Origin of the sequence: Halomicrococcus pelagicus (assembly GCF_051917725.1) — an archaeon.
In the GTDB taxonomy this organism is placed as follows: Archaea; Halobacteriota; Halobacteria; order Halobacteriales; family Haladaptataceae; genus Halomicrococcus.
Genome location: NZ_JBQBLX010000002.1, coordinates 638,324 through 651,022, shown reverse-complemented (window position 1 = coordinate 651,022; position 12,699 = coordinate 638,324). Strand labels below are relative to the sequence as shown.

Annotated in this window: 13 protein-coding genes; 10 read left to right on the top strand and 3 right to left on the bottom strand. The window is 69.7% G+C overall.

The features are described 5' to 3' along the window. Positions 1-60: 60 nt before the first annotated feature. Positions 61-834, top strand: coding sequence for a nucleotide-binding protein (locus ACTF4R_RS08165; RefSeq protein WP_440007340.1), 774 nt, complete (start codon positions 61-63; stop codon positions 832-834). Next, entirely contained in the window at positions 831-1,406 is a 576-nt protein-coding gene (locus ACTF4R_RS08160) for a DUF8054 family protein (RefSeq protein WP_440007339.1), read from the top strand. The genes ACTF4R_RS08165 and ACTF4R_RS08160 overlap by 4 nt, the downstream gene beginning before the upstream one ends. Before the next feature lie 33 nt (positions 1,407-1,439). Here the strand turns inward: ACTF4R_RS08160 and ACTF4R_RS08155 are convergent, their stop codons facing one another. Continuing rightward, the gene (locus ACTF4R_RS08155) at positions 1,440-2,051 is read right to left on the bottom strand and encodes a hypothetical protein (protein ID WP_440007338.1); all 612 of its coding nucleotides are present in this window, start codon (positions 2,049-2,051) and stop codon (positions 1,440-1,442) included. Between the two features lie 367 nt (positions 2,052-2,418). Between ACTF4R_RS08155 and folP the strand changes: the two genes are divergently transcribed. The 4 genes from folP (at position 2,419) to ACTF4R_RS08135 (ending at position 7,635) form a co-directional block, all read left to right on the top strand. Next, on the top strand, positions 2,419-4,902 hold the full coding sequence (folP, locus tag ACTF4R_RS08150) for a dihydropteroate synthase (protein WP_440007337.1): 2,484 nt from the start codon (positions 2,419-2,421) through the stop codon (positions 4,900-4,902). Between the two features lie 44 nt (positions 4,903-4,946). Next, complete coding sequence (locus ACTF4R_RS08145; RefSeq protein WP_440007336.1) at positions 4,947-5,399, top strand: NYN domain-containing protein; 453 nt, start codon at positions 4,947-4,949, stop codon at positions 5,397-5,399. Positions 5,400-5,431: 32 nt separating this feature from the next. Then, complete coding sequence (locus ACTF4R_RS08140; RefSeq protein WP_440007335.1) at positions 5,432-6,280, top strand: TatD family hydrolase; 849 nt, start codon at positions 5,432-5,434, stop codon at positions 6,278-6,280. A 95-nt stretch (positions 6,281-6,375) separates the two neighbouring features. Further along, entirely contained in the window at positions 6,376-7,635 is a 1,260-nt protein-coding gene (locus tag ACTF4R_RS08135) for a DNA double-strand break repair nuclease NurA (protein ID WP_440007334.1), read from the top strand. On the opposite strand, the gene ACTF4R_RS08130 is transcribed toward ACTF4R_RS08135, so the two are convergent. Beyond that, positions 7,629-7,964: a DUF7113 family protein gene (locus ACTF4R_RS08130; RefSeq protein ID WP_433626997.1), complete on the bottom strand. Its 336-nt coding sequence runs from the start codon at positions 7,962-7,964 to the stop codon at positions 7,629-7,631. The two genes, ACTF4R_RS08135 and ACTF4R_RS08130, sit on opposite strands and share 7 nt — an antisense overlap. A 143-nt stretch (positions 7,965-8,107) precedes the next feature. Here ACTF4R_RS08130 and ACTF4R_RS08125 point away from each other — a divergent pair, with 143 nt between their 5' ends. Further along, on the top strand, positions 8,108-8,980 hold the full coding sequence (locus tag ACTF4R_RS08125; protein ID WP_440007333.1) for a right-handed parallel beta-helix repeat-containing protein: 873 nt from the start codon (positions 8,108-8,110) through the stop codon (positions 8,978-8,980). Positions 8,981-8,983: 3 nt separating this feature from the next. On the opposite strand, the gene ACTF4R_RS08120 is transcribed toward ACTF4R_RS08125, so the two are convergent. Then, positions 8,984-10,084 carry a glycoside hydrolase 5 family protein gene (locus ACTF4R_RS08120; protein WP_440007332.1) on the bottom strand — a complete coding sequence of 367 codons (1,101 nt, stop codon included), beginning with the start codon at positions 10,082-10,084 and terminating at the stop codon, positions 8,984-8,986. 214 nt (positions 10,085-10,298) lie between these two features. On the opposite strand from ACTF4R_RS08120, the gene ACTF4R_RS08115 reads away from it, so the two are divergent. The 3 genes from ACTF4R_RS08115 (at position 10,299) to ACTF4R_RS08105 (ending at position 12,639) form a co-directional block, all read left to right on the top strand. Further along, positions 10,299-11,801, top strand: coding sequence for a DsbA family protein (locus ACTF4R_RS08115; RefSeq protein ID WP_440007331.1), 1,503 nt, complete (start codon positions 10,299-10,301; stop codon positions 11,799-11,801). 217 nt (positions 11,802-12,018) lie between these two features. Beyond that, a complete protein-coding gene (locus ACTF4R_RS08110; RefSeq protein ID WP_433626985.1) occupies positions 12,019-12,144 on the top strand; it encodes a hypothetical protein in 126 nt (41 codons plus the stop codon). 207 nt (positions 12,145-12,351) lie between these two features. Next, on the top strand, positions 12,352-12,639 hold the full coding sequence (locus tag ACTF4R_RS08105) for a hypothetical protein (RefSeq protein ID WP_440007330.1): 288 nt from the start codon (positions 12,352-12,354) through the stop codon (positions 12,637-12,639). Positions 12,640-12,699 lie beyond the last annotated feature (60 nt).

The window sequence follows — 12,699 nt, the reverse complement described above, 5'->3', positions numbered from 1 at the left end:
CGTTCTATCTACCTTCGAAAGGTGTGAATTTTTAAACCATGACGCGACCAGTGACAGGTAATGGTCGAGGCGTTCGCGGTAGCGAGCGGGAAAGGCGGCACGGGCAAGACGACCAGCACGCTCGCGCTCGGGATGGCGCTGGCCGAGGAGTACGACGTGACGGTCGTCGACGCCGACACCGGGATGGCCAACCTGCTGTTCCACACCGGCCTGGCCGACGCGAAGACGACGCTCCACGACCTCCTCGTCGAGGGGAGCGGCGCGGCGGTCGAGGACGCGGTCTACGAACGGTTCGGGCTCTCGGTCGTCCCCTGCGGAACCAGTCTCGGTGCGTTCGAGCGCGCCGACGCCGAGCGCCTCCGCGACGTGGTCGCCGACCTCGCCGCCGACGCGGACGTCCTGCTGCTGGACTCGCCGGCGGCGCTCGGGAGCAAGAGCGCCGTCCTGCCGGTCGTGCTCGCCGACCGCGTGGTCGTCGTCCTCCAGCCGACGATACCCTCCGTGAGCGACGGGCTGAAAGTCCAGGAGTACGCCCACTCCTACGGAACCGGCACCGCTGGCGTCCTGTTCAACAAGGTCCACGAGTCCGAGAACGTGGACGCCATCGCCGAGAAGTGCGAGCGCTACTTCGACGGCCCGACGCTCGGGACGGTCCCGGACGCCGACGCCGCGCGCGCGGCCCGGCAGGCGGGCGAACCGTTGCTCGCCCACGCGCCGGACAGCGCCCCGGCGCAGGCATATCGCGACGCGGCCGCCGCGCTGGACGTGCGCGACGGGGAGTCGGACGAGGTCGCCGAGCGATTCCGCAGCGCCGTCATCCCCGATTCGCCATGAACCTCGCCAGCGGACCGACGCTCCCGCGCGGAACGCTCGTCCGTTCGCGCGTGGTCGACGACCCGAGCGCCGCGCTCGCCGACGCGCTCGACCGCGAACTGACGGGGTACGCCGTGTTCGAACCGAGCGACGCGCTGTTGCTCGATGCCGACGGCAGCGGCGTCCTCACCTTCGAGGCGGGGGTTCCGGTGCTGGCGTACCACACCGGGACGGACCGGGGCGGGCCGGTGGCGCTCTCCGACCTCGCCGTCCCCGGTCCGTACAGCGTCGACCTCTACGAGTCGGCCCCGACCGACCTCGACGGCGTCCACGACACGCCCGAACTCCGGGTACCGCCCGGGATGCCCGCCGACCGCCTCGGCGGCGACGGCGACCTGGCCGCGCGAACGCGGAGCGCCGCGCCGTCCGACCGCGGCGAGACGGTCGCCGGAACCGACGAGAAGAGCGCGTCGTCCGGCGCGGTCGAGGCGTTCCTGGAGGACGAGGAACGCATCGCGTCCATCCGGGAGGAGGCCCGCGAACAGGCCGAGCGGCGGGCCGAGGAGTGGGGTCTGGAGGAGCAGTTACGGTAGCGGTCCGCAGACGCCGGGGCGGTCTCGACCGCGTCAGAGTCGGCGGTCGAGATAGCGACTCGCGCCGAGAAGTGCGACGCCGGCGACGGCGGCGACGACGGCGACGACGGCGATCGTGACACCGGTCCCGGACGGTGCGAAGGGACTCCGGCCACCGGCGGCCACGTACCACTGGACGGCGTCGAGACCCGCGAGTCCGAAGCAGAAGTACCCGACCGTCACCGCGGTCGCCAGCGCGCCGGTGCCGAGTCCGAGGAGCGATGCCACGTCCTCGACCGCCAGCAGGTTGCGTGCCCGCCGCCTCGACAGCGTCGACTTCCGTCGAAGGAGGACGGCCGCGACCGCCAGGTGACCGAGCGCCGCGAGCAGTTCGACGCCGACGGCGAACGCGCCGACGAGGGCGATGACGGGCGACCCGGTCAGCGGGTTCCCGTCGACGAACAGCGCCGCGACCGGGCCCGGGTAGGCCAGCGCGATAGGTGCGACGAGCGACAGGACGAGGAAGAGTCCTCCCTGCCAGGCGAGCTTTCGGGATATCGGCTGCTTGAAGTAGCTGAACCGTCGGACGCGAAGCTGTTCGTACTTCGAGTCCGCGAGTATTGCGCGTGCGATGCGGTCGTCGATCTGGTTGGTGCTCCCGTTCATTGCTCCCTTCCGAACCCGTGGCTTGCTCTGCGTTCTCAGTTCGGGAATATACCGTTGTCGGAAGGTAACGGAACCCTTCCTACGGAAAACGACAGGATATGCGCCGGGATACCGTCGAGGAACCTCCCGGTTCGATTCGCCGACGAACGCCCCGCCGCGGTTTCGACACGCCGTCGAAACGATCCGAGAAATGTGAGATTGAAATCCCGCTTCTCCGCTCCTCGAAACGCGTCGACAGGAATCGGCGGGAAATGCGGTCGCGACGCGCGGCGTTACCCGACCCCTACCGGCGGCCGTCTCGTCGCGGTCGGGCCGCCGGAGTTCCGACTCCGATAGCCTGAAGCGTCCGGCATCTGTTCAGCAAGGTATGAACTACCACGAGGCGGCTAACTTCCTCTTCGACCTGCGGCGGTTCCGCCCGAAACCCGGGACGGACTCGACCGCCAGCCTCCTCGCACACCTCGACGACCCTCACGAAACCGTGGACTTCGTACAGGTCGCCGGGTCGAACGGGAAGGGAAGCACGGCGCGGATGACCGAACAGGTGCTCCGGGAGGCGGGGCTGTCCGTCGGACTGTACACCTCGCCGCACCTGGACGACGTTCGCGAGCGAGTCACGGTCGACGGGCGACGGATGCGAAAGGAAGCCCTGGTGTCGTTCGTCGAGGCGGCGCAGGACTACCTCGAAGAGCGGGCGGTCCACGGCGAGTCGCCGACGTTCTTCGAGACGATGACGGCGATGGCGCTGTGGTACTTCGGCCGCGAGGACGTGGACGTCGCGGTCCTGGAGGTCGGTATCGGCGGGAAGTTCGACGCGACGAGCGTCGTCGACCCCGTGGCGTCGGCGGTGACGAGCGTCACCCTCGAACACACCGGCGTCATCGGCGAGACCATCGAGGAGATCGCACGCGACAAGGCCCACGTCGCGCCGGCGGACCGACCGCTTGTCACCGGCGCGACCGGGGACGCGCTGGCGGCCGTCGAGGACCAGGCCGGCGACGTGTTGACGGTCGGCGGGTCGGGCGACGAGTCGGCGGCCGTGCGGGCGGCCTACGAGGGACGGACGAACCACACCGAGGCCGCCGTCTCGCTCGACGGGCCCGACTGGACCGTCGAGACGCCCATCCCGCTGCTCGGCGAGCACCAGGCGCGCAACGCCGGCATCGCGGCGGTGCTCGCCCGGCAGGTGACCGCGGCGAGCGGGACGGACGCGACCCCCGTCGACGAGGCGACGGTGGCGCGCGGGCTCCGGAAGGCGTTCTGGCCGGGCCGGTTCGAGGTGATGGGCACCGACCCGCTCGTGGCGCTCGACGGCGCGCACAACCCCGGAGCGTGCGAGGCGCTCGCGGGGACGCTCGCGGAGTTCGACTACGACGACCTCCACCTCGTGTTCGGGGCGATGCACGACAAGGACCTGGAGGGGATGCTTTCGGCGCTCCCGACGCCGGACCGCGCCGTCGCCTGCGAACCCGACCTCGACCGGGCGGAGGACGAGGCGGTCGTCGCCCGGGCGTTCGAGGACCAGGACGTCGAGCGCGTGGCGCGGGTGAGTTCGGTCGAGGGCGCGCTCGACGACGCGCTCGACGCCGCCGGCCCGGACGACTTCGTCCTCGTCACGGGGTCGCTGTTCGCCGTCGCGGAGGCGCGGGCGCGCTGGACGCGCGCGGAGATTCCCAAGCGCGTCGCCGACCTCGACGACGCCCGCGAGGCGCTGGAGGGCACGCACGTCACCGACCCCGGCGTCTGGCGGATGCGCGGCAAGGCGGTCCACCGGGTGCTGAAGACGCGCGTGCAGCGCCGGCAGGCCCAGTACCTGAAAGAGGAGATGCTCTCGCTCGGCGGCGAGTGCGCCCAGTCGGGCCTGAACGACCAGGACGAGGAGCGCATCGACGTCCTGTTGATGGGGACGCTCTCGCAGTTCAAACGCCTCGCCGAGAAACTGGAGGGCCAGCCCTACGGCCTCTCGGTGTTCGCGGAGGAACTCCGGTCGTCGCTCGGCATCCAGCACTCGCCGGACGAGCGGGGCTACCCGTGGGAGGGTCGTACCGCCGTCATGGGCATCCTGAACGTCACGCCCGACAGCTTCCACGACGGCGGCGAGTACGAACTCCGCGAGGACGCCGTCGCCCGCGCCGAGGAGATGGTCGACGCCGGCGCGGACATCGTCGACGTGGGCGGCGAGAGCACGCGCCCCGGCGCGGACGAGATATCCGTCGAGGAGGAGAAGTCCCGCGTGGTGCCAGTCATCGAGGACATCGCCGACGTGGACGCCATGCTCTCCATCGACACCAGGAAGGCCGAGGTCGCCCGCGCCGCCCTCGAAGCGGGCGCGGACATCGTCAACGACGTGACCGGACTGGCGGACCCCGAGATGCGGTTCGTCGCCGCCGAGCACGACGCCCCGCTGGTCGTGATGCACAGCATCGACGCGCCGGTCGACCCCGACAACGAGGTCGCGTACGACGACGTGGTCGAGGACGTCGTCGCGGAACTGGAGGAGCAGGTCCTGCTCGCGGAGAAGGCAGGGCTGGACCGCGAGCAGATAATCGTCGACCCGGGCCTCGGCTTCGGCAAGAGCGCCGTCGAGAGCTTCGAGTTGCTCGGCCGGACCGACGAACTCCACGGCCTGGACTGCCCGGTGCTCGTCGGCCACTCCCACAAGTCGATGTTCGGCCTGGTCGGGCGAGCGGCGGGCGAGCGCGGGTCGGCGACGGTGGCCGGGACCGCCATCGCGGCCGAGCGCGGGGCCGACATCGTCCGAGTCCACGACGTGAAGGAGAACGTCGCCGCGGTCCGCGCCGTGGAGGCGGCGGGGTCGCCCGAGTCGTTCGCCGACGAGCGCGGCGAGTGAGCCGGACCGGCATCCCTTTGTCGCGCGACCGACTACGCCGCGGCATGAGCGGTCCGCTGCGGTCGTTGCTGGGCGAGTCGGAGGACGGAGCCGTCGCGCTGTTCGTCGACGGTCCGAACGTCCTCCGCGAGGAGTTCGACGTCGACCTCGACGACGTCCGGGACGCGAGCGAGGAGCTGGGTCGACTCGCCGTCGCACGGCTCTACCTCGACGAGCACGCGACGCCGGGACTCATCCAGGCCGCCGAAGCGCGGGGGTTCGAGGTGGTCGTGACCAGCGGCGACGTGGACGTGAAACTCGCCGTCGACGCGACGGAGGTCGCGCTGGACGGCCGCGTGGGCGCGCTCGCCATCGCGTCCCGGGACACCGACTTCAAGCCGGTGCTGGAGAAGGCGGCACGGAACGGCGTCCACACGGTCGCCATCGCGCCGGGCGAACACGGGCGTTCGGACGCGCTGCGGAACGCGGCCCACGACGCGGTCGTGCTCGAAGAGTAGCGTTTTCGGGGCCGGACTTCCTCTACTCGCACATGGACGACCTCGGCACGCCGGTCCTGGACGACCACATGCATCTCGACCCCGAGAACGGGCGCGGCATCGAGGCGGTGAAGGACTTCGCGCGCAGCGGCGGCACCCACCTCCTCGTCGTCAACAAGCCCTCGTGGCTGCTCGGCGTCGAAGTCGAGTCCGGCGAGGACTTCCGCGAGGTGTTCGACGCCACCGTCGACGCGGTCGAGCGCGCGAGCGAGATTCTCGACGGACGGGCGTGGCCCGTCCTCGGCGTTCACCCCGGGCTGATATCGAAACTCGTCGACGACCGGGGGTACGACCCCGCGGAGGCCCGCGACCTGATGCGGGCCGGCCTGGCGGAGGCCGCGGAGTACGTCGCCGACGGTCCCGGCGTGGCGCTCAAGACCGGTCGCCCGCACTACGACGTGTCCGAGGCCGTGTGGGACGCCTCCAACGCCGTCCTGCGACGCGGGCTCGAACTCGGCGCCGAGACGGGGTGTGCCGTCCAGTTGCACACCGAGGCCAGCGAGGACCTCACCGAGGTCGCGGAGTGGGCCGAGGACGCCGGTCTCCCCGCCGAGCGCGTGGTGAAACACTACGCCGGCGGGCGACTGGCGGGGCCGACCCCGAGCGTGATGAGCGAGAAGGACAGGCTGGAAGTCGCCGCCGAGGCGGGCGAACCGTTCCTGATGGAGACGGACTTCGTCGACGACCCCGACCGCCCCGGCGCGGTCATGGGGCCGAAGACGGTCCCGCGCCGCGTCCGCTGGATGCAGGAGGAGGGGTACGACGACGCGGTCCGGAACGCCCACGTCGAGACGCCCGAGCGCGTCTACGGCCTGAGCACGGAGGCAACCCTCTCGCGGTAGCCGGACCGTTGGGACCGCTCCCCGGACGCCGTGAACCGCTCGACCGCCGGACCGCTCATCGGGGCACTTTTTTCGCTGCGAGGGAATCGGACGATATGACCCTCGACCCGGTGCATTTCGACGGCATCGCAGAGCTGGCCGACAGGGTGGACTACGAGGGCGAGGAGCGCGACCACCGGGAACTCGCGGAGACCGTCTGGAACGACTTCCTCGACCCACTGGTCGACGCAAACGGCACGCGAATCCTGGAACCGCTCGACGACCTGCGGCGGCGCTGCGTCGACGTCGAGGACGTGGCGCTCGAAGCCGACCGGTTCCCGACGATGCACGGCCTCGACTCGGGCAGCATCAACCCGAAGGTGTTCAAGAACGGACTCGTGGTCGACGTGGCCCACGCCGCCATGAGCGCGACGCCCTCCGACCTCGACCTCCACGACTCCCGGACCGTCGTCAAGGCGGTCCACACGAACGACACCTCCCGCGACTTCGACACGGAGTGGGAACGATACGGCGACGGCGAGGCCAGCGAGCGCCGCATCGTCCACGCGCCGCGCTGCGACCAGTACGAGGAGGACGTGGTTCACGCGCTCGCGCTCTACGTCGCCGAGAGTCGGCACGCGCTCGAACACGCCGACGACGTGGCCGACTTCCTCCTGCTCGACGGTCCCATCTACCCGAAGGGGCTGCTGCGCTGGCGCGACCGCGGGACGGAACTCCCCGCGCTGTTCGACGACTCGACCACCGTCCACGCCGTCCTCGACAACTACGTCCGACTGGTCGAGCGGTTCGTCGAGCGCGACGTGCCGCTCGCCGGGTTCGTCAAGAACATCTCCGCGAAGGCGGTCGTCCGGGCGCTCCGGGACAAGGAGATGCTCGCACCGTGGGCCCACGACGCCGGCTTCTTCTCGCAGGTGCTCGAACGCCGCGAGCGCGTCGGCGACGAGTACGAGCGCGTCACCGACGACCTGACGCTGACGAACTGGTTCCGCTCGCGGGCCGGGTCCGACGCGTTCTTCGGCAGCAGCGAGGCCGACCGGTACCTCGACCGCGACCTGGACCGCGACCGGTACGACGTCACGTTCTGCATGGTGTACGACCCGCGGCGCGACCTGGTGTACAAGATAGAAGCGCCGCACGCGTTCACCCGAGACGAAGCGTGTCGGCGGAAGATAGAGCGCCAGGTGCTGAAGGCCATCGCCGTCGAGCGCGGCCCGCCGACGGTCATCGCGAAGGCCGACGAACTCGCCCGCATCAGCCACGACAGCACGCGCTCGTTGCTGGACAGGTTCGAGGAGTCGTTCGACAGCGAACTGGACGAGAACTACAACGCCGTCCGCTGGGGACGGGACTACTGAAGTTCGGCTTTCTCGACCGTGACGTCGACGTCGTCGGCGTCGATGCCGATACGGAGAAACTGGGTGCGGACGTGCTCGCGGGCCGCCGTCAGCGCCTGGTCGCGCGTGTCGAACCCCCGCGGCATCGGCGATTCGAAGGCGACGTTGACCTCCTCGCCCTTGACCATCTGGGCGGTCCCCCCGCTCTCGACCTCGTAGAACTCGTCGCAGACCCACACGTACGGGGCGTCCTCGTCCGGCGCTCCCTTGAACGAGGGCGCGCGCTCGCCGCGCTCGTACAGCGTCCCCGTCAGGGTGGTGCCCCCTGCCTCGCCGCGAATGAGCAACATGCCATTTCGTACGCGCCGACACAATAAAAGGAGCGTGGAGCGTCCGACGCCCCGACCGCCACTCCGCGGAACGAGGGCGGCGAACCCCGACGACCGACCGCGGATTCGCAGGTTATAACGGGGACAACGGCGTGCTACAGTCCATGATGCCCTCCAGCAGGTCCGGACTCGTCGTCGGACTCGCGCTCGCAGTCGTCCTCGCGGGAGTCGTCTCCGGCGTCACCGCCGACGCGCGCGGCGTGGCGGACGCTCCCGCCGACGGCACCGGCGCGGCGGTCGACGACGCGAGCGCCGACCGCGCCGTGACCCCGACGCGCATCGACTCCTGCACGACCATCGGCGAGCCCGGCCGGTACGTCCTCGCCGGCGACGTGAACGGCAACCCACCCCTCTCGAGCGCCTGCATCGAGGTCGCGGCGAGCGACGTGACCCTCGACGGACGCGGGCACGCCGTCGACGGCAACGGCGTCAGCGACACGACCGGCGTCCTCGTCGCCGACGTCTCGAACGTGACCGTTCGGAACCTCCGGGTCACCGACTGGAACCGCGGCGTCTACGTGCGCGACGCGTCGGACGTGACGGTGCGGGGCGTGACCGCCGTCGAGAACGCCATCGGCGTCGACGTCCGGAACGCCGACGCGCGCGTGGTCGGCGTTAGGGCCGAGAGGAACCTGCACGGCGTCGCGCTCGCCGACCCCGGCGACGACGTCCTCCGGCGGACCGAGACGCGCGGAAACCACGTCGTCGGCGTGTACGCGCCGTTCGTCGTCGAGGCGTTCGGCGTCGGGGTCTCGCTCGGACCGCCGCTGGACGCCGACGACGACGGTCGGTACGAGGACCTGACCGGGAACGGCCGGGTCGGGGTCTGGGACGTCGCCGCGCTCCCCGCGGTCGTGACGACCCACTACTTCGGCGCGAACGCGGTGACCGCCGACCAGCGACTGGGACTGGATTTCGACGACGACGGCAACCTGGACTACGGCGACGTGCTGGCGTACGCCGGACTCGAACGCTGACGGTCAGACGCGGCGTTTCACTTCGGCGGCCCAGTCGGGCCACTCGCGGCGCTGTTCGCCCTCGAAGGTCTCCTCACCGGACATCGACTTGATGGCGCGGGCGTCGTCGCTGCTCCAGACCGCGCCGTCCTCGTGGAACACGCCGTTGAGGATGCCCCGACGACGCTGGCCGAGCATGTACGCCGGCTTGAGCATGAGCGACCAGAAGAAGTTGCCGACCCCGGTCTCCCGGATGAGCGGGGCGAGCGAGGAGTAGTTCGGGCCGCGCTGCAGTACCGGGACCTCCCGCCAGGCGAAGTCCACCACCCGTTGCCACTCCGAGAGCCAGACCGGCGTGTCGGTGCTCTCCCGGAGGTCGACGGCCTGCTGGAGCACGTCCCGGAAGGTGGCCTGCGAGCCCGCGAAGTTGTAGTGGAACTGGACGACGTCGATGCCCCAGTCGTAGTACTCGGCGGCGTTGGCGAGGCTGGTCGCGCCGATGGTGAGCGGGATGCGACCGCGCTCCTGGCGGGTGACCTCGAACATCGCGCGAGCGAACCGCTTCTTCCAGTTGCGCCAGCCGGGTTCGTTCATCACCTCGATGGCGAGCAGGCGGTCGTCGTCGCGGTGGCGGTCCATCACCCAGCGCACGAACTGACGGGGACCGTCCCACCGGTCGCGGTTCTTCATCACCACCATGCGCGGCGAGAAGACCGAGGGAGCCGTCCACGGGTCCGTGTCGTGGAGGTTCTTCGGAATCGGCGGCCGGCCGACGCCCTCGAAGATGCCGAGCACGACGCGGATGTCGTGGTCGTCGGCCGTCTTCAGGAAGTGGTCGAGCGCCCGCCCCACCCCTTCCGGGTCGCGATTCCACGCCTCGTAGTTCAGCCACACTCGCACGGCGTTGAGGTTCAGTCGGTCGGCGAACCGCAGGTCACGCTCGGTGACGCCGGGCTCGTAGGTGCCCCACATCTGGTAGGTGTTGAACGCCCGCGCCGGGAGGTACATCGCGCCGCGCACGTCGACCGGCGGAGGATCCATGCCGGCGCCGATGCAACCGCCGAGCACCGACGCGCCAGTCGCACAGGCGGCGAGAAACCGTCGTCTCGAACTGCGCCGAACCATTCACAGACACGAACACCTGAACCGACGTGTACCTAACGGTTGGTCCAACGGTCGCGCCGACGGAGCCGTGGCCAGAACTGGTAAGACCCCCGTTCGAACAGGTCCGAATCTCCATACAACTGTTTGCAACGGTCTGGGACGTATTTAGACCCCGTCTAGAAAATTCAACGGTTCTTCCCATTTATGGTAGACTCTCCACTCCGGAAAACCTGCAATGGGACGAAACGAGACACGACGACAGTTCCTCCGCCTCACCGGCGGTGCAGCACTGTTCGGATTCGCCGGCACGGCGAGCGCAAACGACGCGACCGACCCGGTGTCGACCGCACCGGTACCCGGCGACCCCGGACAGTTCACGTACGCGACCATGGGTGAAGGGTCGAACCCGACCGCGACGCTGTACGGCAACTTCAAGTGCCCGTACACGAAGGAGTTCGTGCTCGGCAACCTCGAAGCGGTCGTCGAGGAGTTCGTCGAACCGGGCAAACTCGACCTGCGTTACCGGGCGCTGGCGTACGAACCGCCGGGACAGTCCTCACACGGTTCGTCGTACTACTACATCTCCGACAGCGACCCGCGCATCTCCGAGTGCGCGATGGGCGCGTGGGACCTCGCCCCCGACGACTACTGGGCGTTCTTCCGCGACATGTTCGAGAGTCAGGTGTCCGGAACGGTCACGTACGACGAGATGCGCTCCCGGATGAACGACTCCGACGTCGACCATCGCTGGGGCGCCATCTCGCGGGCGAAGGACGGCGACTACGAGGATCCGGTCTACCAGACCCGGTACGCCGCCGGCGACGTCGGCGTCACGTTCACGCCGACGCTCGCGCTCGACGGCGCGACCACCGCACCGCACCACGGCACCCAGGAGCTTCTGGACTGGATCGCCGGCCATCTACCCGAGGACGGCGGCGGAACGACCAGCAGCTCGCTCGGCGAGTCCGGGACGAGGACCGTCCGACAGGACCCCGCCTGGGAGTGGCACGACCAGTCGCTGTCGCAGTCGTACGACGCGCCGGTCGTGATAGCGAAGTCGACCACCTACGACGGACCGGACCCGGTCCACGTCCGCCTGCGCTCGGTCGCTGACGACCGCTTCGAGTTCCGCCTCGACGAGTGGGCGTACGAGGACGGCACCCACACCAGCGAGCGACTGGGGTACGTCGCCCTCGAGGAGGGAACGCACTCGCTCGACGGGCCCGCGGCGGAGGTGGGTCGCATCACGACCGACCACCGGTTCGCCTACGTCGACTTCGACCAGGCGTTCGGCTCGACCCCCGTCGTCTTCAGCCAGCCCCAGACCCGGCGCGGCGAGGACGGGGTCGTCAGCCGCCATCGGTGGGTGTCCGCCGACGGCGTCGGCGTCCGCCTCCAGGAGCGGGAGGCCGGCGGTTGGCACACCGAGGAGTCCGTCGGCTATCTCGCCGTCGAACCGGGACGGGGAACGCTCGACGGCGCACCGTTCGAGGTCGGGCGAACCGGCTGGCAGGTGACCGACGACTGGCACGAGATATCCTTCGACGGCGACTACGCCGACCCCCAGTTCGTCGCGGACATCCAGACGTACAACGGCCCGGACACCGCCACCGTGCGCTACCGTAACCTCTCCAGCGACGGCGTCGAGGTCCACGTCGACGAGGAGCGCAGCGACGACGACGAGACGAACCACTGGTCCGCGGAGCGCGTGGGCTACCTCGTCTTCGAGGGCGCGTAACGCGACGACCGTCGAGGGCGACCAGCACCTCGCCGGCGACGCGACCGGTCCGTCGCGGCCCTTAGACGGTCCTTAATAGCTGCAGGCGTCGACCTCTTCCGAGCGCGTGCCGACGAGCGCGACGGTTCCGTAGGGAACGGCGTCGGTTCCAGCCAACAGCTTCCGGGTCGTTAACTGCCTCATAGTTAGGCGGGAAGCCCTCGTAGGAAGAGAGGAGATGCCCGAGCAGCAGACCGAACCTCGCGTCGTGGGGTACTACCGCGGCGGCCGGTTCGAACTTCGCGCCGAGGACTCCGTCCGCGCATGGATAAGCGCCGAAGATCCGGTCGACGTGATACGATAGTCCGGGATGGCCGCCGAATCGTCCCGGACTCGCTTTCACCGTCGCAGCAGGCGACGGTCGTCGCCAGAGTTCACTGACGGTCGCCTCGCGGGCACTTTCTGAACGCACGTTCTCCGACGAAACTCGCCGCGAAGGCGGAGTACGCGCATCCGGCGGGCGTTCGGACCGCTGCGAAACGTTTTTCATCCCTTACACGTCAGTCGTCGTATGCCTCCGTTCGCCGGAGTCGTGAACGCGCTCGCGTCGCTGTCCGCTTTCGTCCTCGTCGGTCGAGCCATCGCGAGACTCCTCCAGAGTCCGGAGGAAACGCACCGCGAGCTGGTGCCGGCGTGGGAACGCCGGGCGACGACGGTCGCCGGCGTCCCGCTGTTGCTGGTCGGGCTCTCGACGATGACGGACGGTCCGCTCGCCGTCCCGTACGACCCGCTGACGTTCACCCTCCTGGGAGTCGTCTTGCTCGTCTACCCCGACTTCACGCCGTCCGCGCTGGACTGAACGGCCGCTCGATTTCCGCGCCGGCCGGTATCGTCACGCCGAAAGCGCCGACCCGCCCCG

Excerpts from the sequence above, each read along its gene's own strand:
- ACTF4R_RS08165 (WP_440007340.1), top strand. The coding sequence starts at position 61 with ATGGTCGAGGCGTTCGCGGTAGCGAGCGGGAAAGGCGGCACGGGCAAG.
- ACTF4R_RS08160 (WP_440007339.1), top strand. The coding sequence starts at position 831 with ATGAACCTCGCCAGCGGACCGACGCTCCCGCGCGGAACGCTCGTCCGT.
- ACTF4R_RS08155 (WP_440007338.1), bottom strand. The coding sequence starts at position 2,051 with ATGAACGGGAGCACCAACCAGATCGACGACCGCATCGCACGCGCAATA.
- folP (WP_440007337.1), top strand. The coding sequence starts at position 2,419 with ATGAACTACCACGAGGCGGCTAACTTCCTCTTCGACCTGCGGCGGTTC.
- ACTF4R_RS08145 (WP_440007336.1), top strand. The coding sequence starts at position 4,947 with ATGAGCGGTCCGCTGCGGTCGTTGCTGGGCGAGTCGGAGGACGGAGCC.
- ACTF4R_RS08140 (WP_440007335.1), top strand. The coding sequence starts at position 5,432 with ATGGACGACCTCGGCACGCCGGTCCTGGACGACCACATGCATCTCGAC.
- ACTF4R_RS08135 (WP_440007334.1), top strand. The coding sequence starts at position 6,376 with ATGACCCTCGACCCGGTGCATTTCGACGGCATCGCAGAGCTGGCCGAC.
- ACTF4R_RS08130 (WP_433626997.1), bottom strand. The coding sequence starts at position 7,964 with ATGTTGCTCATTCGCGGCGAGGCAGGGGGCACCACCCTGACGGGGACG.
- ACTF4R_RS08125 (WP_440007333.1), top strand. The coding sequence starts at position 8,108 with ATGATGCCCTCCAGCAGGTCCGGACTCGTCGTCGGACTCGCGCTCGCA.
- ACTF4R_RS08120 (WP_440007332.1), bottom strand. The coding sequence starts at position 10,084 with ATGGTTCGGCGCAGTTCGAGACGACGGTTTCTCGCCGCCTGTGCGACT.
- ACTF4R_RS08115 (WP_440007331.1), top strand. The coding sequence starts at position 10,299 with ATGGGACGAAACGAGACACGACGACAGTTCCTCCGCCTCACCGGCGGT.
- ACTF4R_RS08110 (WP_433626985.1), top strand. The coding sequence starts at position 12,019 with ATGCCCGAGCAGCAGACCGAACCTCGCGTCGTGGGGTACTACCGCGGC.
- ACTF4R_RS08105 (WP_440007330.1), top strand. The coding sequence starts at position 12,352 with ATGCCTCCGTTCGCCGGAGTCGTGAACGCGCTCGCGTCGCTGTCCGCT.